The sequence below is a fragment of the Acidaminococcus sp. HCP3S3_H5 genome, assembly GCF_052122235.1.
Lineage (GTDB): Bacteria > Bacillota > Negativicutes > Acidaminococcales > Acidaminococcaceae > Acidaminococcus.
The window spans coordinates 220,942-242,705 of sequence record NZ_JBQKCS010000005.1; the positions used below are offsets into that span (position 1 = coordinate 220,942).

A 21,764-nucleotide genomic window follows, 5' to 3' on the forward strand; every position below is an offset into this window, starting at 1 on the left:
TATTTCATTTATTTATTTTATTCCCGATGAAAAAGGAAAGAAGAAAAGAAAAAAACATCTGATAACATGTGTATATACATATGTTCCATAAAATAACACTAGAATATACATAAATTATAAATAATCTTTACAAGTTGTAAAAACTCTCCTGAGAATGGTAGCATAAGAACCGGATCAACGGCATGGATTTGCTGAAAGGGGAGAAAACAGCTCGCAGAGATTATTTTTTTACGAATGAATCAATAATTATTCCTGAAAGAAAATTCAACGTGAAACAGAAATTTCATAAAAACATAATTTTTTCAAAAAATAGAAATTTGCCCATAGGGCAAACAGGGGCAGAAGGGCCCGGGGAGGAAAGAAACCATGAACAGAATTTACAAGGTCATTTGGAGCAAGGTGCGGAACGCCTATGTGGTGGTGTCCGAATTGGCCAAGAGCCATGGGAAGGACAAAAGTGAACGAATCAGCGGCGGAGCAGGGAAGAGCCTGAAGACCAGTCTCTTGGCTGTCTGTGCAGCCGGTGGCCTGCTGCTGAGCGGCGTGCATCCGGTATGGGCCGCCAGTTCGGTGGATGCCGGGACTACGTCTAATGGGGATACCAATACCTTGGCAGTGGGGAGCGGATCTTCTGCCAATGGCAAGGGCGCCCTGGCCGTGGGCGGCGGCAGCCAGGCTTCCGGGGATACGGCAGTGGCCCTGGCCTGGGGCAGCCAGGCTCTGTCCGACTATGCCATCGCCATCGGTCATTCGGCCCATGTGGGAGGCAGTTATACGTATGCCCAGGATGGCAGTACCACAGGTATCCGGGGGACGGCCCAGAATGCCATTGCCATTGGCAATACTGCCGTTGCCAATGGGAAGGACGATGTAGTCATCGGGGCCAACAATACAGCTGAGACGCCCACGGCTTCCTATGTGGAAACTAATAAAACCGGAGCTTATGCCCAGGGCGGCCGGGTCATTGTGGGCCATGACAACAGTATCAATGGGCGTTCCGGCAATTCCACCGCCATCGGATCCGCCAATACCATCAATGCGGTCCATGGAATTGCCCTCGGCCAGAATGTCCAGGTCGGGCAGAAATCTGGGGCTACAGGAACAAAAGCTGATAAGACGTCAGTGATGCTGGAGTATGAAAACAGCATGGGTATCGGTGTGAATGCCAAGTCGTTGTCCAGCAACTCCATTGCTTTGGGAAATGGGGCAGTCGCCGGAAATGAGCGGACCACCGATATCGATACGGATTGGAATGGCAAGGGTGCCATTGCCATTGGAGAAACAGCGCAGGCAACGGGATATTATGCCCTGGGCCTGGGGGCAGAGAGCCAATCTACAGGCGACAGAACGGTCGTATTGGGCCATGGAACTCAGGCTTCGGCGCAGTTGGCCACAGCTCTTGGTTCAGAAGCTACTGCCAGTGGGGCCCGCAGTACCGTTGTAGGGGAAGAAGCCAGCGCTACGGCTACCCGGGCCATTGCAGTAGGCGCCAAAGCAAAAGCAGCTGGGCGTTTTGCAGTAGCGATAGGCGAAGAAGCAGATGGCAGTGGTGAAAATGGAACGGCTGTGGGCCCGGAAGCCAAAGCACAGGGAAAAAACAGTGTGGCTGCCGGTTATCAGGCGGCGGCTCTTTCCGAAGGGGAAATTGCCATTGGCACCAGTGCCGGTAATGGCGATAACCGGAGCAATGTAAACAATGCCGTTTCCATCGGTACCAGTGCCCATTCCCGGGAAGCCGGCGGTGTGGCTTTGGGGAATGCAGCCCTGGCCAATCTGGGGAAATCCGTGGCTATTGGTGACAGTGCCAAGGCCAACAATGCGGACAGCATCGCCATCGGCAGCGGAGCTACAGCTAATGGCAGTGTCGGCAGCATAGCCCTTGGCAGTAACTCCTCTGTAGGCCGTGCTGCTGGTGCGGCGGGTGGTCCCCGCTGGAGTACTTCGGCAGCTATAGGCGGCCGCTGGTATACTTGGGCATCGGCCAAAAACTCTACGGAAAGCACAGGGGGCACCTGGACCAGTACCATCGACCCTAAGTCTACCGTATGGCAAAGCAATCTGGGCGCTGTTTCCATTGGTACCGACGGCCTGAGCGGCACCACCTACACCCGCCAGCTGACGGGCCTGGCCGCTGGTACCCAGGATACGGATGCGGTGAACGTGGCCCAGTGGAAAAACACCATGCTGGCCACCATCGGGGATGCCAAGGAAGACAGCAGCAATACCCGTTACGGCTCAGATGGTGTGGCCCGGAACGTAACCCGTCTGGTCGATGAATATCTGACTTTGACCGGTGCTGCTGACAACGGCACGACTCTGACCAAAGGCCAGCTGACCACCGATGCCAATATCGGTACCATTGTAGGCGACAATAAGATCACCTTCCGACTGGCCAAAGATCTGAAGAGCCTGGATTCCGTCACTGCTGGGAACACAAAGATGGAATCGGCTGGTATTACCATTACCAATAGCGATAGCAAGAAGAGCATTACATTGGACGGAACCAATGGCCGGGCTATTATCGGTGGCGTGACTGTTGGACATGTAAATGATGGGGATTTAGAGACTTCAACTCATACTGTAGTACCGGCGGGGAACTATGCGTACAATTTGACCAACACCACTTGGAATCCGTCTACTTATGTATCAGGTCGGGCTGCTACGGAAGATCAGCTGTACAGTTTGGGCACCCAAGTGGCCGGTGACATCAATACTATAAATCAAGTGCTTGGTGACGGCAGTTTTGGGCTTTCCGCAGATGATGATGCAAGTACATCTACAAATCTGGGCAGTACGATTAAGGTAAAGGGCGACGGCCAGAATATTGCGACCAAAGTAGATGGTACAGATCTCCAAATCGAACTGAACAAAGATCTGAACCTGGGAGCCAACGGTTCCGTGACCATGGGGAATACCCTGCTCAACGGGTCCGGACTGACACTCAGCGGTGCCGATGAAAACAGCAAGATCCAGATTTCCCAGGGGAATGTTTCCATGGGTGGGCAGCAGATCCACAACGTGGCCAATGGGACGGAAAATACAGATGCAGTAAATCTGTCCCAGCTGAACGAAGTGAAAAATATGGCTGGCAAGCAGACTGCCATTACCGTGGAAGGGGGAACGAAAGCTGGGACGGATACCTATACCGGAACCAATCTCCAGCTGAAATCCTCTACGGATTCCAATGGTCTGACCACCTACGACCTGAAACTCAATGATAACCTGAACATCGGCGGTGCCGGGAAAGACGGCGCTCCGGGCCAGGATGGCCATATGGGCATCAACGGGGCCGACGGGAACTCCGGCGTGGCCATCGACGGCAAAGACGGCATTTCCATCAAGGGAGAAAACGGCAAAGATGGCGTCACCATCAAAGGCATCGACGGGAAAGACGGCGTCGATGGTGCCGAAGGCCATATCGGTCTCAACGGGAAAGACGGCATTACGGATATCTGGACGACGGCAGGTACACCTGGCCTGAACGGCAAGGATGGGGAAACCATGACCCGGATTGTTTACAAAGATCCGAAGGGTGATACCCACGAAGCTGCCACCCTGGATGACGGCCTGAAATTCGGCGGCGACTTTGGCACGGCTTCTGCTGTGAAACTGAACAAGCAGGTCAACGTCAAGGGCAATGCCAAGAATGAAGCCGACCTCACGGATGGGAACATCGGTGTGGTATCCAGCCAGGACAGCGACAACGGTCAGCTGCTGGTGAAATTGAACAAGGATCTGAACCTGGGAGCCAACGGTTCCGTGACCATGGGGAATACCCTGCTCAACGGGTCTGGACTGACACTCAGCGGTGCCGATGAAAACAGCAAGATCCAGATTTCTCAGGGGAATGTTTCCATGGGTGGGCAGCAGATCCACAACGTGGCCAATGGGACGGCAAATACAGATGCAGTAAATCTGTCTCAGCTGAATGAAATCAAAAATGCCGGTGTCAACGGCGGCTTTGGGTTGGCTGCCGATGATGGGAACTCTGTGAAGAAAAACCTGGGAGAAACGGTCACTGTCAAAGGAGACGGAACCAACATCTCTACCAAAGTGGACAATGGTGCCATTCAAGTGGAATTGAATAAAGACATCCATCTGGGTATGGATGGCAGCGTAACAGCCGGCGAAACTACTATCAACAAAGATGGAGTGGATACCAACCAAGTCAAAGTCGGTGACATCACCATTACCAAAGACGGCATCAATGGTGGCCAGCAGCAGATCACCAACATGGGCAGCGGCATCCACGGGCAGGTCTACGACACCAGTACGGCCGGCCAGGAAAACTGGAACAATGCCGCCAGTGTTGGGGATGTGCATACCATCATCGGAGAAGAAGCCGGCAAAGTAGCAGACGCAGTGAAAGCCAAAAGCGGCAAGAACATCACCGTGGATGCCGACAACAAAGTGAACCTGAATGACGATATTACTCTGGGGGATGCTGATGATGCGTCCAAACAGGTGAAAATCGACGGGAACAAGGCCCAGATCATCCTGGGGGGCAAAACAGTCCTGGGGAATCAGAATGGCGGCGGAGCCAACCCGGATGCTGGCAGCTATCTGACCGGTCTGGACAACAAGAACTGGGATGCTTCCAATATCCAGTCCGGACGGGCCGCTACGGAAGACCAGCTGAAAGTGGTGGATGACAAAATCTCCGGCGGACGGAAGTTTACCGGGGACGACGGCCAGCAGCTGACCGTGGGCCTGGGCCAGGATCTGAGTCTCACCGGCGGTGCCCAGGCGGACAATCTGTCCGACGGGAACATCGGCGTGGTGAAGAACGGAGACAGCGGTCTGTCTGTGAAACTGGCCAAAGACCTTACCGGGCTTACCAGTGTCACCACCGGCAATACTACCATGACCAGCGACGGAATCACCATCAAGAGCAGTGACAGCAGCAAAGGCGGGGACATCAAGCTGGCCACAGGAGACATTTCCATGGGCGGAAGCCAGATCCACGATGTGGCACCGGGTACCCAGGGAACCGATGCGGTGAACAAGAACCAGTTGGATTCTGCCGTGAACCAGGTGGGCCGGTCCATCACCAAACTGGACGCCCGGGTAGACCGGGTGGGGGCTAATGCAGCAGCCCTGGCGGCTCTCCATCCTCTGGATTTCGATCCAGACGACAAACTGGACTTTGCAGTGGGTGCCGGCAGTTACAGCGGCGCCAATGCAGTGTCCCTGGGGGCTTTCTACCGGCCCAACGAGGATGTGATGTTCAGCCTGGGAGGCAGCGTCGGCGGCGGTGAAAACATGGTGAATGTGGGGGCCACCTTCAAATTGGGCCAGCACAACCATGTATCCAACAGCCGGGTGGCCATGGCCAAGGAAATCCGGAGTTTGAAGGAATTGGTGGCCAAACAGGATGGGGAAATGCAGCAGCTGAAGACCCTGATGAACCAGATGGCCGGCAGGACGGTGCTGAAAGTGGACAAAGACACCCTGTTCCCGGATATCCCTGAAAACCACTGGGCCTATGACTACGTGACCAAACTGGCCAAAGCGGGAATCGTGGAAGGGTATCCGGATGGAGAATTCAAAGGGGACCGGATGATGACCCGGTATGAATTCGCAGCCCTGGTCTATCGGGCCATTATGGCCGGAGCCGGGTCCAATCCGGCTTTGGATCAGGATGGTACCCTGGGCAGATTGGTGAAGGAGTTCGACGGGGAATTGAAATACATCCGCATCGACGTGATCGAAAAAGACAAACACGGCAATCCCAGTATCGAAAGAGTACGGACCGTGGAAGACAGCAAAAAACATTATGGGAAGTAATGTGAAGAGGGCTGTTGCCCATGCAACAGCCCTCTTCACATGGATAATCCAGGTACCCTGCTGAAAATGGCAGGGTATTTCTTATGGGACAGGAGGACAGAGAGGTTTTCCAGGGGACAGGCAAGGACCATACAGCTACAAGACAGAAGGGAAACAGAAAGGAAAAGAAAAAAGCGGGAGTTGTTGATGATATAGATAGATGAAATATAAAATTGGACTAATGTAAAGATATTTTATTTATATTATATACATATTGTAAATAAAATGACATATTGATAGGATTATACCACCAAATAGGCAAGGATTCATGGGGAAAAAGGAGAGCATATGAACAAATTTGTATCAGGTGGTATGAAACTGTCAGGAACGGCAAAAAGGAAAGGACAAAAAGAAGTACGGGGTGCTGTTTTGACTCTGCTGGTCCTGGCCGCTTTGGGCAACTGCGCCTATGGGGCGGACAGTGCAGCAGGATCCGGCAATGGTGTGGCTGTGGGCACAGGAAGCAGCGCTCCCAAAGCAGAGAATGTGGCCCTTGGCAAAGGGGCCGGCATTTCCTATTCCAACGGAGCCAGCAATGCTACCGGGGATATTGCGGTGGGAAACGGAGCCAACATCAACAACTACGCCAGCCAGGGCGGCAGCATCGCCATTGGCAAAAATGCCAGGATCGAAAATATGGCCGGAGGAGGAGAAGCCAGTTTTGCCTTTGGCCAGACAACCTACAGCGGAAGCTGGTGGTCTTCCGCACGGATCCCGGCCGATCCCACAAAGGTCGTGGGGAGCATTGCCATGGGGGACAATACCTTTGCCCGTACCGGCAGCATCATGATTGGGTCCCACAATTACAAGGGAGAACTGGGAGATACTACCGTGGACAGTGCTTCCACCCGGACCAGTGCCCTAAATGTATATGCCACCACCATCGGGGCCAACAGCTTCAGCAACGGGGCGTTCACCACCAGCACCGGTGTGTACAACATCATTTCCAGTGAATACAACGGGGGCCGTACGGCCAATCCGGTGAAGAACCTGGGGGCCACCATCAACGGAGCTCTGAACAGCGTTGAATCCATGGGAGGAAACTATTATGCAGGGATTGCCAATACCATCAGCGGGGTAGCCAACCGGGCGGTCAATTCCAACGGGGCGCTGATTTATGGGGCCGGGAACGAAATCACCAATTCAGTGACAAGTCTGGACGGTGTTCCCACGGACAGCGGAGATTCCGCCAAAGCCTTTGCGGACAAACTTCGGACGGCCATTGCCGCCTCCGACAGCGGCGGGGCCACCCTGGCCATCGGGGGCGGGAACAAGGCGGATTACACCCAGAAAACAGCCATTATCGGGGTGGGGAACCAGGTGACCGGGACCAGCGGAGCCGTCAGTACGAACAATATGATTTCCGGATACAAAAATACCGCTTCCAATGTCCAGCATGTGTCCGTGATCGGGTCCGGCAATACGGTGGAAGATACGGATACGGCTTTGTTGCTGGGGGATAACCGTACTCTTTCTTCCGCCATCAACAGTATTGTGATTGGTTCGGCGGACAATGTGACTGCTACGGACCAGCAGAATGTGGTGGTCCTGGGCCACAATGCCAATGCGACAGTGAAAGGGGGCGTGGCCCTAGGGAGCGGGTCCCTGGCTTCGGTGGAAGCGGGAGAAGCCGGCTATGATCCTTCCACTAAACAGGCCTCCACAGATACTTCCTCCACCTGGGTGGCAACAGGAGCCGCCGTGGCCGTAGGCAGCGGAACGGAACTGACCCGGCAGATCACCAGTGTGGCCGCCGGGACCCGGGACACCGATGCGGTGAACGTGGCTCAGTTGAAAAAAATCAGTACGGATGTGGAGAAAAATACGGGAGACATCAGGAATCTTACCGGGGACGTCCAGAACATGGGAAGCCGCATTACCAAACTGGACGCCCGGGTGGACCGGGCAGGGGCCAATGCGGCAGCCCTGGCGGCTCTCCATCCTCTGGATTTCGATCCGGACGACAAACTGGATTTCGCCGTGGGTGCCGGCAGTTACAGCGGCGCCAACGCCGTGGCCCTGGGGGCCTTCTACCGGCCCAACGAGGATGTAATGCTCAGCTTGGGAGGCAGCACCGGCGGCGGTGAAAATATGGTGAACGTGGGCGCTACCTTCAAACTGGGCCAGCACAACCATGTGTCCAACAGCCGGGTGGCCATGGCCAAGGAAATCAAGGACCTGCGGAAAGAAGTGGAAAACCTCCGGGGAGCCCTGGTGGATGTATCCGCCGGCCGGAAGCTGGATCCCACCCTGACCAAACTGTTCCCGGATGTGGAAAAGAACCACTGGGCCTATGAGGAAATCGCCCAGCTGTACGGAAACGGCATGGTGGAAGGGTATCCGGACGGAGAATTCAAAGGGGACCGGATGATGAGCCGGTACGAATTCGCCATGGTGGTCTACCGGGAAATGCAGAAGGGCGCCCGGCTCAGTGAACGGCTCCTGAATGAGTTCGAACCGGAACTGGAACGGATCCGGGTGGACACCATTGCCAAAGACAAAAACGGCAATCCCACCATCCAGCGGGTCCGGGTGATCAAAGGAAGAGGATGACAGGGAGTGTGAAAAGCGGCAAAGCCGCTTTTCCGTCTCACGCCAAAGGAGACCATCTGCCGCAGGCAGATGCTTTTGAAGAGAGACGCAGCCCTACGCTGCTAACCCACCACCAGCCTATCGGCTGGTCCCCCGCCCTTGCAAAGGGCGGAGATACCTGTGGAGAACGCCAAAAAATGCCGGGCGGCGACCCCCGCCCTTACGAAGGGCGGAGATACGCTCGGGGCTTCGCCACATTGCTTTCGTGACACGTGGGCCGTGCCCTAGTGTCACTATCCGCCCTTTGCAAGGGCGGGGGACCGTTGCGCTTGCGCAATGGTGGTGGGTTAGCAGCGTTAGCTGCGTCTTTATTCAAAGGAACTCGGTCACGGGTTCCTTCCATAACGACTCACGATGAACGATCAACGAATCCTCTCCTTTTAAATTTTCAATATCATTCTTAACAAAAACCTAACATAAAAAAGTTCTCCTTCGCTCCTGCGCTTTACCTGGATAAAAGGCAGCACGGGGCCGGAGGGCTTTTTTGTTTTTCTGGATACAGCCCTGGGACAGGTGCATGGACTTGTTCCATTAACCAAAGTTTATGGCCCGGTTAAGTTTCCTATAATGGGAAAATCCTGTAGTTACTGGTATAGTGAAGATGCGGAAAAGGAACGGATTGCAGTGGGGTGGAAAAATCCGGGAACAAGGACTTTTTACACCACTGAATGGATAATAATTCCTTTTGAGAAAGAAAATAAAATCAATATGAATCATTGAAAAACAGACCGAACAGGGAATCCGAAGTTGGACAGGGGGCGTGTTGGTATGACGGGCGTGGAAAGAAAAATCGTTTTTGCACTGGCATCCATGGCGGTGTGGGGGGTGGCCCTGCCTGCAGCGGCAGAGACACATGATAAGATCGGGATTTCGGTAACCAGGGATACGGTGATGGCAGATGAAACCAAAAGTCCATTCACTGCCTATGCAGAGCCGTTGGAGATAGGGCTGAAGAATATCATAGGCATACAAGTGTCCCAGGGGGCTGCCTTGGATCTGGGAAAGCAAAGTGAAACGATTACAACGGCTGGTGGATCCATTGATGGAGATGGTAAATGGGATATCATCAGTTTGGAAGTCAAGGACCAGGGAAGCAGTCTGCTGGGCGGTGCGCAGACCACTATCCAGGCAATCCAGGAAACGGATGGTACCCATAATGTGATTGGATTGGAAGCCCAGGCCGGTACAGCCGTAACGCTGGGAGAACAGGCTTCCATCACAGCAACAGTGAATCCCGAACTGGTTACTACAGGCTCCAGTGGCCCATACAAAAACACGCGCAGCTATGGAATGATTGTCAATGGATCGGTTGTTGAACTGGGACCTGATGCCACGGTAGAATCGTCTAATGGATATGATGCCACAGGTGTCCTTACCCAAAATGAGGGAGGGAAAACGACCCTGGGAGACTCAGCACGGATTCAGGTATCCAGCCCTGCTGGTTTTGTGACTGGGATATTTACAAAAGATAAGGGAACCACTATCTTGGGCCGCAATGTGGTTGTTGCAGCCGATGCGTCGGTGGCTGCTTACGGGATAAATACCGGCAGCCAGGGGAAAACAGTGGCAGGAGATGGACTTTCCGTTACGGCAGACAACAAAGGAGATGGTTTTACATATGCCATTTTTACCAGTGACAACGGAAATGCTGAAATCGGCGATGATGCTTCTCTGACAGCCACAAACAGAAATGGAGGAAGTATTGCCGGCATTGACACCGAATCCGGGGGCACTGCCTCAGTCGGAAACCGTGCATCCATTACCGTGTCCAACACCGGGGGGAATGCTATAGGGATTTCCAGTTATGGAGGTACCACCCTGACGGGAACCGATACTTCCATTACCGTAAACAGTCTGGAAGGAATGGGGATTTATACCGATAGTGGAACCACCTCTCTGGAAAGCGGCTCCATCGCTGTAAATGGTAAAGGCGGAATGGGGATTGTCAGCTATAATAACGGATATACTGTTGCAGGTGACCATACCTCCATTACCGTAACCGGGGAAAAATCAGAAGATCTGGGAGGCAGCAAAGGCATTTACAGTTTTTACGATGGCATCACCAGTCTGGGAAATAACGCCTCCATTACCGTAACCGGCAGCGAAGGAACAGGGATTGTCAGTGAAGAAGGCGGGAAAACGATTGTTGGTGAAAATGCTTCTGTTACGGTAAAAGGGGAAAACGGCGTGGGTATTTCCAGCCTTTCCCAGGGAATCACCAGCCTGTTGGACAATGCCACCGTTGCGGCGGAAGGCCGTGGTGTAGAAAGCAAAACATCCGGCGCCGTTATCTTTGCAGGCAGCGCCAACATTATGGGGGGCCAGTACTCCCTGTTCAGCCAGGACACGGACAGTATTATCGACCTGACGGCCGCCGGCACCCGGAAAACCATCCAGGGGAACATGCTGGCCAGCAATGGGGGCACGATTCGTGCCGTGCTGGATACGGGGGATTCCTTCTTTACCGGGGCTTCTGGTGTGGAGGGAGAGGGCAGTGAACTGGAACTGGACCTGGCCAACGGGGCCCGGTGGAATATGACCGGGGACAGTTCTGTCACCCATCTTACCCTCGACAGCGGGGCTATGGTCAACATGGCGGCCAATCCGGCGTATCAGCAGCTGTCGGCTGACACTTTCAGAGGCAGCAACGGGATCTTCTACATGAAAACAGACCTGGACAGCCAGATCGACGGGGACAAGGTGCACCTGAAAGAGGCGGAAGATGGTGCTTCCGGGAAAATCCAGGTTTATGACGCCAGTTTTGCCCGGGGGAAGGAAGTCACCGGGACCCGGCATCTGCTGCTGGTCACCGATGACCGCGGCAGGGCTTCCTTTACCGGTGAAAACCTGAATCGGGGCGGCCTGTGGGATGTGACGCCCACCATCCAGAACGGGTCCTATGTGCGGAACTCCATGGGGGTGACGGATGCCCAGGACACGGAATGGTACCTGACCAAACTGGAAAAGACCGTAAATGCGGACACCCGTCCGGTGCTCAACAGCGGGGACAGTGTGTACGGGTTCTACCGGTTGAGCCTGGATACCCTCCGCCAGCGCCGGGGGAACCTGCGGCAGCGGAAGTTCCAGAGTGACGATGCAGATGGTCTGTGGGCCCGGAATCGGGGCGGCCGGTTCAGCGGACCGGGATTTACCAGTCGGTACAACCTGTTCCAGCTGGGGTACGATGTGCACCACAACCCAGGAAGCGTGTACGGATTCTTCGGGGAACGGGGAATCGCCTCCCCGGATTACCAAACCGGCAGCGGCCGGGAACATACCCTGGCCGGAGGCCTCTACGGCACCTGGTACGGCAGCCATGGCAGCTACACCGATGTGGTGGCCCGGGTGGGCCGGGACGACAGCCACATCAGCACCTGGGGGCCTTATCCGGACAAGGCGGATTACCGGACCCGGGAACAGAGCCTGAGCGTGGAATACGGGAAGACCCTGTACCTGGACAAGGATAAAGAACTGTTCCTGGAACCCCAGAGCCAGCTGGTGCTGGGCCACTTGAGCAGCACCCGGTACACCACCAGCCGGGGTACGGACGTGTACCGGGAAGGGTACAACAGCGCCATCGGACGGCTGGGGATCCTGATCGGCAAGAGCCACAAGGAGGGAAAGCATCCCTTTGATTATTACGGAAAGGTATCCTGGCTCCACGAATTCGGCGGGGCCCAGACGGTGGCCATGGCGGCCCGGAACGGGGAAACCCTGGAAACGGCCGTGGACCACGGGGACAGCTGGTGGGAAGCCGGGTTTGGAGGAACCTACCGGTTCAGTCCCAAGATCCAGGGATACGCAGATGTAAGCCGGACCTTCAGCAGCCAGATCCGCACCAAATGGCAGGTGAATGCCGGGGTGAGCTGGCAGTTCTGAATGGGATCGAGCAGAGGGAAGAGTTTGGAGGGAATCCGGGACGGGTTCCTGAAAACGTATGAAATCCGCAGGCCGGGAAGGGCGGGCCTGTGGCACGCCCCTACGCCGTTGGTACCGGAGGTTGGGGATATGGGTCAGGAGGACGGATTTTTCGACAATCCCGTTTCTGTGATTTTCCATTGGTCCGCTGACCCCAACGCTGTAGGGGATTGCCGCAGGCGGGCCCTTCCCGGCCTCCGGGTTTTATGGTCAAAAGCAGATGCGGGAGCATCTGCTATCCTTACTGGTTAACGACAAACGATGAACTTTCAGACCGGCCGGTGCCGGTCTGACTTCTTTTTTTACATAAATCAAATTATCCATAAATTCTAATGAATACAGGTTAAGCTTTCGGTTATAATAAAGGCGTGCACTTTATTACGCTGGAATGGGAAAGGGGGACCGCAGGAAGGCAGCAGTTCAAGTTTTTGTATCAGAATTTACAGAATTGAATGACGGAACGGAGGAGTACAATCATGAAAGAATCCAACTGGAGTGTACTGCTGGGGGCGGCCTTCCTGATGGCCACCTCGGCCATCGGACCGGGATTCCTGACCCAGACCACGGTGTTCACCGGCAAACTGGGGGCCAGCTTCGGCTTTGTGATCCTGGCCACCATCCTGATCCACGCCATTACCCAACTGAACGTGTGGCGGATCATCGCGGCGTCCAAAAAGCCCGGCCAGGACATTGCCAACGCCCTTTTGCCCGGGCTGGGGTATTTTGTTTCCGCCCTGGTGGTGGCCGGGGGTCTGGCCTTCAACATCGGAAACGTTGGGGGCGCTGGCCTGGGCCTCAATGTGCTCCTGGGAGTTTCCCCAGTAACCGGGGCTCTCATCAGCACGGTGATCGCCGTGTTCATTTTCCTCAATAAAAGTGCCGGGGCCCTGATGGACCGGTTTGCCCAGATTGTGGGAGGTCTGATGGTGCTTCTGACCATTTACGTGGCCATCACTTCCCATCCTCCCGTGGGCCTGGCCATTGCCAAAACCGTCATGCCGGATACGGTGGATGTGATGTCCATCGTCACCCTGGTAGGGGGCAGTGTAGGGGGCTACATCACCTTTGCCGGGGGGCACCGGCTGCTGGATGCAGGGATCACCGGGGTGGAAAACATGAAGGAAGTGAACAAAAGCTCCGCCATGGGGATTGGCATCACCAGCCTGATGCGGGTGCTGCTGTTTTTGGCCACCCTGGGGGTCATTTCCCAGGGGCTGACCCTGGACCCGGCCAACCCGCCGGCTTCTGTGTTCAAACTGGCCGCCGGTGACCTGGGGTACAAGATCTTCGGGCTGGTGATGTGGTCTGCGGCCATCACTTCCGTGGTGGGCTGCGCCTACACTTCCGTTTCCTTCATCCGGACCTTCAGCCCGGTGCTGGAAAAATACCACCGGTACCTGATCATCGGTTTCATCCTGTTCTCCTCCTTCATCTTCTCCTTCATCGGCAAACCGGTGACGGTGCTGGTGGTGGTGGGGGCCCTGAACGGCCTGATCCTGCCTATTGTGCTGGGCTCTCTGCTGCTGGCGGCCAAGAAGGAAAAAATCGTGGGGGCTTACAAACATTCTTCTTTCCTGTTCTACACCGGCTGGCTGGTGTTCGCCGTGATGCTGTACATGAGTCTCCAGACCATCCTGAAGATGCTGGGGTGAAATTTTGTGAATGTATTACAAATTTGACACAATAGAGGTGTGTATACAGTATAAGGTGAAGAAATTGTGACAGAGTTAATCGGAAACAAAAATCATGGTAATATCGTTAATGTTCGTAGCGTAGCATAAAGAAAGGAGTAGTAATATGAAAATCGATTTGAATTCTGACCTGGGAGAAAGCTTCGGCGCTTACAAAATCGGGATGGATGACAAGGTCCTGCCTCTGGTGACTTCGGCCAACATTGCCTGCGGGTTCCATGCCGGGGATCCTTCCGTAATGAAGAAAACCGTGGATCTGGCAGTGAAAAGCGGCTGTGCCCTGGGGGCTCATCCCGGGTATCCGGATCTGGTCGGATTCGGCCGGCGGAAAATGGCCGTTTCCCCGGCGGATGTGTACGCCATGGTGGTGTACCAGGTGGGGGCTCTCAGCGCCTTTGCCAAAGCGGCAGGTACCCGGCTCCAGCATGTGAAACCCCATGGGGCCATGTACAATATGGCGGCCAAGGATCCGGCCCTGGCGGAAGCCATTGCCCAGGCCATTTATGATGTGGATCCGGAAATCATCCTGTTTGCCCTGGCTGGCAGCGAAAGCGTCAAGGCAGCGGAAAAAGTCGGTTTGAAAGTGGCTTCTGAAGTGTTTGCAGACCGGAGCTATCAGGAAGACGGTTCTCTGACTCCCCGGACCCAGCCCGGTGCCATGATCACCGATGAAGAGGCCTCCATCGCCCAGGTGCTGTCCATGGTGCTGAAGGGCCAGGTGACCACTCTCAGTGGCAAGGTGATCCCGGTGAAGGCGGATACCATCTGCGTCCATGGGGACGGGGAAAAGGCCCTGCTGTTTACCCAGAAGATCCGGAAAGCCCTCCAGGAAAACGGGGTGGAGATTGCTGCCGCCGGCAGCTTCCTGAAATAATTTCATGCAAAGGAGAATCTGCTTATGGATTACAGCCAAATGAATCCCAGTGAAGTCCGGAAACTGATCCGGGAAGGGAAAATCACCAGCTTCACCAGCGGCATGTGCAACGGGTATGCCCAGGCCAACCTGGTGGTGCTGCCCAGGGAACTGGCCTTTGATTTCCTCCTGTTCACCACCCGGAATCCCAAGCCCTGTCCGGTGCTGGACGTAACGGAAGTGGGGAGCCCGGTGCCCAAAGCGGTGGCCCCGGATGCGGACCTGCGGTATGACATCCCCAAATACCGGATCTACCGGCACGGGGAACTGACCGACGAAGTGACGGACCTGAGCGGGTACTGGCGGGATGACCTGGTGGCCTTCCTGCTGGGGTGCAGCTTCTCCTTTGAAGGGCCCATGCTGGATGCGGGGCTGGATGTGCGGCACATTACGGAAAACCACAATGTGCCCATGTACATCACCAACATTCCCTGCACTCCGGCCGGGGTGTTCCATGGGCCCATGGTGGTTTCCATGCGTCCCATGACTCCCAAAGCGGCCATCCGGGCCATCCAGGTGACCAGCCGGATGCCCAATGTCCATGGGGCTCCCATCCATTTCGGCGACCCGGCGGCCATCGGCATCCAGGACATCAGCAAACCGGATTTTGGAGATCCCTCCACCATCCGGGAAGGGGAAGTGCCGGTGTTCTGGCCCTGCGGGGTGACGCCCCAGGCGGTGGCCATGGCGGTGAAGCCGGAATTCATGATCACCCATGCGCCGGGACACATGTTCATCACCGACGTGAAGAATGCGGATCTGAGCGTGCTGTAAAAAAGAGAAAAAGCAGCCGGACCGTTTCCAAAAGCCCAGAAAAACCATAACAGGATCCAAATGAGGGGGAAGTTGTTATGAAAAAAGAATCCAACATCAGCGTGCTGCTGGGGGCAGCCTTTCTGATGGCCACATCCGCCATCGGGCCGGGCTTCCTGACCCAGACCACTGTCTTTACCGGCCAGTTGGGAGCCAGCTTCGGCTTCGCCATCCTGGCCATGATCATCATCGATGCCATTGCCCAGCTGAATGTGTGGCGGGTGATTGCCGTAGCCAAAAAGCCCGGCCAGGACATTGCCAACATGGTGCTGCCCGGCCTGGGATATCTGGTGTCCGCCTTTGTGGTGTTCGGGGGCCTGGCCTTCAACATCGGCAATCTTGGGGGTGCCGGCCTGGGGCTCAATGTGCTGTTCGGGATCTCTCCCATTGTGGGGGCTCTCATCAGCGCGGCCATTGCCATCTTCATCTTTTCCAGCAAAGAGGCGGGAACCCTGATGGACAAGTTCGCCCAGATTGCCGGAGGCGTCATGGTACTGCTCACTGTCTATGTGGCGGTGACCTCCCATCCTCCAGTGGGGGAAGCGGTGGCCAGGACCTTTATGCCTGAGCACATCGATCTGATGTCCATCGTCACCCTGGTGGGAGGCAGCGTAGGCGGATACATCACCTTCGCCGGCGGCCACCGGCTGCTGGATGCGGGAATCTGCGGAGAAGACAAGCTGGACCAGGTGAACCGGAGCTCTCTGACTGGCATCGGCATCACCAGTGTTATGCGGGTATTCCTGTTCCTGGCGGCCCTGGGGGTCATCAGCCAGGGCTTTACCCTGGATCCTTCCAACCCGCCGGCTTCCGTGTTCAAGCTGGCTGTGGGGGAAGTGGGGTACAAGATCTTCGGCGTGGTCATGTGGTCCGCGGCCATTACCTCGGTCATCGGCTGCGCCTATACTTCCGTTTCCTTCATCCGTACCTTCAGTGAAGGACTGAACAAAAACTACCGGTATCTGATCATTGGATTCATCATCTTTTCCGCTGCTGTGTTCGCTTTCATCGGCAAACCGGTGAAGGTACTGATCCTGGCCGGGGCCCTCAACGGGCTGATCCTGCCTCTGGTACTGGGAGCACTGCTCCTGGCATCCCGGAAAAAGGCCATTGTGGGGGATTATCAGCATCCCCGGTTCCTGTCGGTCACCGGCTGGATCATCTTCGCTGTGATGCTTTGCCTGGCAGTGGAAACAGCAGGCAAATTACTCCCCAAACTGTTGGGATAAAAAGGTGGAATAACCATGGAAAAAGCAACAGCATATCTGCAGGCTGCCCAGATCCGCCCGGTGGGAGAAGGGGCCCTGATGGTCTCCTTCGGCAATACCATCGACCCGGAGATCCTCCGGTGTGCCCGGGCTCTGGTGACGGAACTGGAACAGCATCCTTTCCCGGGACTCCTGGAATTTGAAGCTTCCTACACCGGTGTGACGGTGTTCTACGATCCCCTGGTACTGGCCCGGGAATCTACTCTGCCGGAGGACCACTGGCTGTCCAAAGGCTACCGGGAAGCGGCGGCCCGGGTGAAAAAACTCCTGGAAGGGATCCGGTTCACCAAGGAAAAGAAAGGGGACCGGATCCGGATCCCTGTGTGCTACGGCGGGGAATACGGACCGGACCTGGAAGAAGTGGCGGAGTACCACCATATGACGCCGGAAGAAGTGGTGAAAATCCATACTGGCGGGGACTATCTGGTGTATATGATCGGGTTCGCCCCCGGTTTCCCCTATGTGGGAGGACTGCCTCCGGAAATTGCCACCCCCCGGAAGAAGACTCCCCGGCTGGCCATCCCTGCCGGGTCCGTGGGCATTGCCGGTTCCCAGACCGGTGCCTATCCCCTGGAAACCCCTGGAGGCTGGCAGCTGATCGGCAGGACTCCCCTGGCCCTGTTCCGTCCCTGGGATCTGGAAGATCCCAGCCTGCTCCAGGCCGGTGACCGGCTGGAATTTGTCAGCATAACTCCTGAGGAATACAAGGAACTGGCAGCGAAAGAGAAGGAAGGTGGCCGGAAATGAAGATCATGGTGAAAAAAGGCGGCCCTCTCACTACGCTCCAGGATACGGGCCGGTACGGATTCCAGAAATACGGGGTCCTGGTCAGCGGGGCCATGGACCTGTTCAGTTTGAAACTGGGGAATATCCTGGTAGGCAACAAAGCCCGGGAAGGGGCTCTGGAAATGACCATGAGCGGGCCCTTCCTGAAGCTGCCGGCAGGACTGGTGTTCGCCCTTACCGGGGCGGACCTGGGGGCGAAACTGGGGGGCAGACCGGTGCCTCTCAACCGGGCGGTGTATGTGAAGGAAGACAGCACCCTGTCCTTCGGCTTTGCGGCCCAGGGGGCCCGGGGCTATCTGACGGTGGCCGGGGGCTTTGCCGTGCCGGCAGTGATGAACAGCAAAAGCACCTATCTCCGGGCCAAAATCGGCGGAGTGGGAGGTGCTCCTCTGGCTGACGGCACGGAACTGGAAACCGGGGAACTGACGGCGGAACAGGAAGGGCTGAAGGCTGTGCTGGCCAAAACGGGAGGCAAGCCTTTCAGCACCCTGGGCTGGTCTGTGGAAACCACTGGCCTCTTTACCGGGGAGCCCATTCGGGTGACCCAGGGACTCCAGGCGGACTGGTTCGACAATGCCACCCTTCAGGAGTTCTTCCACAGCGGCTACACCATTACGGCCCAGTCGGACCGGATGGGATACCGGCTCAGCGGAGCACCGCTCCACTACCGGGACAGCAGCCTGGAGATGATCTCCGAACCAGTGACCTTCGGGTCCATCCAGGTGCCGGCGGACGGGAATCCCATCATCCTGATGGCGGACCGGCAGACCACCGGGGGCTATGCCAAGATCGGACAGGTGATCCAGGCGGATCTGCCCAGGCTGGCCCAGATGAAGCCGGGACAGACCATTTATTTCCGGCCGGTGACCCTGACCCAGGCGGAAAAAGCCCTGGCCCGGCAGGAGGATTTCCTGACAGATGTGAAAATGATGGTACAGCGGTAAAAAAGAAAGGGTGCTGCGCAAGACGGGCAGTACCCTTTCTTTTTTCACCGAGAACAATTTACACGAAGCTGATATAATAGAGCCAGTACAGTGCCGGCAGGGAGCCGGGAGAAGGAGGAATCGGACATGACATTGGCAGTGCAGGACTATCTGAAAGATCTGGAAACCCTGGTGAATACGGAAAGCTTCAGCCGGGACCCGGAAGGGACCGCTCAGGTGGCGGCCTGGATCCGCCGGCGGCTGGAGGGAGCCGGCTGGCATACAGAAACCATTTCCGTGGGAGACCAGGTGGGCCCCTGCGTAAAGGCAGTGTGGGGGAACCCGGACCATTATGACGTAATCCTCCTGGGCCATATGGATACGGTGTTCCCCAAAGGCACCGTAAAGGACCGTCCTTTTTCCATTGAGGGAGACCAGTACAAAGGCCCGGGCTCCGCGGATATGAAATGCGGGGACCTGTTCATGGTGTACCTGGCGGAAGCGGTGAGCCGGGAAAAAATCCAGGGGAACATCTGCCTGCTGTTCAATCCGGATGAGGAAATCAGTTCCCGGTATTCCCGGCCGGTAATCGAACGGGAAGCCCGGAAGGCGGACCATGCCCTGATCATGGAAAGTGCCCGGCCCAATGGGGACCTGGTGAACCAGCGGAAGGGCATCTGCAAGTACACACTGACCTTTACGGGCATTGCATCCCACGCCGGGGTGAACCCGGATAAAGGAGCCAGCGCCATCAATGAATTCATCCGCTGGGGAGAAAAGATCATTGCCCTGGCTGACCGGGCTGCCGGCACTACTGTGAATATCGGACTGGTACAGGGGGGCACCGCTGCCAATGTGGTGGCCGCCCAGTGCCGGTGTGTCATCGATGTGCGGATCGAAAAGAGCAGCGAAGGGGAACGGATCGACCGGGCCATCCGGGAACTGGAAGCTCATCCCTTCGATGACCGGGTGAAGGTCCAGGTGGAAGGGGGCGTGGCCCGTCCGCCCATGAAGCCTACAGAAAAATCCCTGGCCTTCTGCCGTCTGGCAGAGCAGGTGGCTCAAAAAGAGGGTATCTCCTTCCAGTGGCAGGCTGCCGGCGGGGGAAGCGATGGCAACTTCACCTCCGCCCTGGGGATCCCCACCCTGGATGGCCTGGGCCCCATTGGAGGCAATGGCCATGCGGTAACGGAATACGGCCTGATCAGCAGTCTGGAACCCCGGTTCCGGTTCCTGAAGGCCCTGGTGGAAGCGGTGCTGACCAAATGAGGGATACGTCACTGGTGTATCTGCTGGACGGAGAAAACCGGGTGCTCCTGGGCCGGAAGCGACGGGGCATGGGCGTGGGCAAGTGGAACGGCTTCGGAGGGAAAATCGAGCCGGGAGAAACCATGCGCCAGTGCGCCGTACGGGAGCTCCGGGAAGAAAGCGGCCTTGAGGTCCGGCCGGAAGACCTGGACCTGATGGCGGATCTGTACTTTGACCAGCCTTCTGACGGCACATGGTCCCATGGAGGCATGGTGTATTTTGTCCGCCGGTGGCAGGGAGTGCCCCGATTGTCGGAAGAAATGGAACCCAGGTGGTTTTCCCTGGACCAGCTGCCCTATGAGGAAATGTGGGAGGCGGACCGGATCTGGCTGCCCCGGCTGCTGGCCGGGAAACAGCTCCGGGGGACCATCCTTTTTGCCCCGGACGGGGACCATGTAATCGATTCTGTGTTCCAGGAGGTCCATCTGGATGAAACCAAATAACTGGACGGAAACTCTCCTGGCCTGGTTCGATGGCTTTCGGCGGGAGCTGCCCTGGCGGGAGTCCCATCCCCGGAATCCCTACCATGTGTGGGTATCGGAAATCATGCTCCAGCAGACCCGGACGGAAACGGTAAAAGGGTATTTCCACCGGTGGATGGAACAGTTCCCCACCATCCGGGATCTGGCCCAGGCACCGGAAGACCAGGTGCTCCGGGCCTGGCAGGGGCTGGGGTATTACAGCCGGGCACGGAACCTCCACAAGGCAGCCCGGCAGGTGATGGTGGAATGGGACGGTCAGCTGCCCCGGGACCGGAAGGCCCTGGGGGACCTGCCAGGCATCGGAGCCTATACGGTGGGAGCCATCCTGTCCATGGCCTTTGGGGAAAAGGTTCCGGCAGTGGACGGAAACCTGCTCCGGGTGCTGGCCCGGCTTTACGGAGTGGAAGAAGACATTACCGGCACCCAAGGAAAGAAAACCATTACGGCCCTGGCAGAAGCCGCCATACCGGCAGACAGGCCCGGGGACTTTAACGAAGCTATGATGGACCTGGGAGCGGAAGTATGCATCCCCAAACATCCCCGGTGCGGGGAATGTCCCCTGCGGGAATCCTGCCGGGCTCTGAAAGAGGGGAAGACGGAGGTTTTGCCGGTGCGCAAAGCCAAAGCCTCCCAGAAGGAACTGGCGGCAGCCTGCGGCCTGGTGTGCCGGGAAGGCCGGTATCTGCTCCACAAACGGCCGGCCAAAGGGATGTTGGCTTCCATGTGGGAATTCCCCATGGTGCTGGATCCGGACCCGGACAAGGCCAGGGCAGGACTGGAACAGCTGCTGGAGGGAGCTGCAGGGCCGGAGCTGTGGCATCACAGGCATGTGTTCACCCACCAGATCTGGCACATGACCGGCTATGGGATGAACGGAGGAGACTGTCCTGAGGAGGGATCTCCGGACTGGGCCTGGCTGGCTCCGGAAGAGTGGGACCAGCGCCCTCTGGCAGGACCTCATGCCAAATTGGCTGCCTGGCTGAAAAAAACTGTTGACAGCAAAGAGAAGGTTTGATATTATATACAAGCTTTCTCTTTGAGGAAGCAGACAAGTCAGAGGAATGAAAGACAAAGAAAAAAGTTGTTGACAAATTCCAAATGATTTGTTAATATAAATGAGCTGTTACAAACAGCGAGGTTGGAACCCTGAAAACTGAATATTGTTGACAGATGTGCGGGTCAAGTCACTTTTAGTGATGAGATCGAGTCACCTGGATGACAACCAGGTTAAAAAATCAAAGCTA

At 56.3% G+C, this 21,764-nt stretch carries 13 protein-coding genes; all 13 read left to right on the forward strand.

Going from position 1 to position 21,764, the window contains the following annotated elements; all coding sequences use genetic code 11:
* The first annotated feature begins 182 nt into the window (after positions 1 to 182).
* Positions 183 to 461: a hypothetical protein gene (locus tag ACTQY5_RS07920; RefSeq protein ID WP_441369043.1), complete on the forward strand. Its 279-nt coding sequence runs from the start codon at positions 183 to 185 to the stop codon at positions 459 to 461.
* Positions 367 to 5,787, forward strand: coding sequence for an ESPR-type extended signal peptide-containing protein (locus tag ACTQY5_RS07925; protein ID WP_441369044.1), 5,421 nt, complete (start codon positions 367 to 369; stop codon positions 5,785 to 5,787). Before ACTQY5_RS07920 ends, ACTQY5_RS07925 begins: the two co-directional genes overlap by 95 nt.
* 351 nt (positions 5,788 to 6,138) lie before the next feature.
* Positions 6,139 to 8,379 (forward strand): YadA-like family protein, encoded by a 2,241-nt coding sequence (locus ACTQY5_RS07930; RefSeq protein ID WP_441369050.1) that lies wholly within the window; start codon positions 6,139 to 6,141, stop codon positions 8,377 to 8,379.
* An 807-nt stretch (positions 8,380 to 9,186) separates the two neighbouring features.
* Positions 9,187 to 12,297: an autotransporter outer membrane beta-barrel domain-containing protein gene (locus tag ACTQY5_RS07935; protein WP_441369045.1), complete on the forward strand. Its 3,111-nt coding sequence runs from the start codon at positions 9,187 to 9,189 to the stop codon at positions 12,295 to 12,297.
* 515 nt (positions 12,298 to 12,812) lie between these two features.
* Positions 12,813 to 13,988 carry an NRAMP family divalent metal transporter gene (locus tag ACTQY5_RS07940; protein WP_154488495.1) on the forward strand — a complete coding sequence of 392 codons (1,176 nt, stop codon included), beginning with the start codon at positions 12,813 to 12,815 and terminating at the stop codon, positions 13,986 to 13,988.
* A 145-nt stretch (positions 13,989 to 14,133) separates the two neighbouring features.
* Entirely contained in the window at positions 14,134 to 14,901 is a 768-nt protein-coding gene (locus tag ACTQY5_RS07945) for a LamB/YcsF family protein (protein WP_154488496.1), read from the forward strand.
* Positions 14,902 to 14,925: 24 nt separating this feature from the next.
* Positions 14,926 to 15,714 carry a putative hydro-lyase gene (locus tag ACTQY5_RS07950; RefSeq protein WP_195839646.1) on the forward strand — a complete coding sequence of 263 codons (789 nt, stop codon included), beginning with the start codon at positions 14,926 to 14,928 and terminating at the stop codon, positions 15,712 to 15,714.
* 77 nt (positions 15,715 to 15,791) lie between these two features.
* Complete coding sequence (locus ACTQY5_RS07955; RefSeq protein ID WP_022487588.1) at positions 15,792 to 16,982, forward strand: NRAMP family divalent metal transporter; 1,191 nt, start codon at positions 15,792 to 15,794, stop codon at positions 16,980 to 16,982.
* Between the two features lie 15 nt (positions 16,983 to 16,997).
* Positions 16,998 to 17,768 (forward strand): 5-oxoprolinase subunit PxpB, encoded by a 771-nt coding sequence (pxpB, locus tag ACTQY5_RS07960; RefSeq protein ID WP_441369046.1) that lies wholly within the window; start codon positions 16,998 to 17,000, stop codon positions 17,766 to 17,768.
* Positions 17,765 to 18,751, forward strand: a complete 987-nt coding sequence (locus ACTQY5_RS07965) for a biotin-dependent carboxyltransferase family protein (RefSeq protein WP_288310995.1) — start codon at positions 17,765 to 17,767, stop codon at positions 18,749 to 18,751. The genes pxpB and ACTQY5_RS07965 overlap by 4 nt, the downstream gene beginning before the upstream one ends.
* 126 nt (positions 18,752 to 18,877) lie before the next feature.
* Positions 18,878 to 19,999, forward strand: a complete 1,122-nt coding sequence (locus ACTQY5_RS07970) for a M20 family metallopeptidase (protein ID WP_022487585.1) — start codon at positions 18,878 to 18,880, stop codon at positions 19,997 to 19,999.
* Positions 19,996 to 20,481, forward strand: coding sequence for an 8-oxo-dGTP diphosphatase (locus tag ACTQY5_RS07975; protein ID WP_022487584.1), 486 nt, complete (start codon positions 19,996 to 19,998; stop codon positions 20,479 to 20,481). Before ACTQY5_RS07970 ends, ACTQY5_RS07975 begins: the two co-directional genes overlap by 4 nt.
* Positions 20,468 to 21,535, forward strand: coding sequence for an A/G-specific adenine glycosylase (gene mutY, locus ACTQY5_RS07980; RefSeq protein WP_441369047.1), 1,068 nt, complete (start codon positions 20,468 to 20,470; stop codon positions 21,533 to 21,535). Before ACTQY5_RS07975 ends, mutY begins: the two co-directional genes overlap by 14 nt.
* Positions 21,536 to 21,764 lie beyond the last annotated feature (229 nt).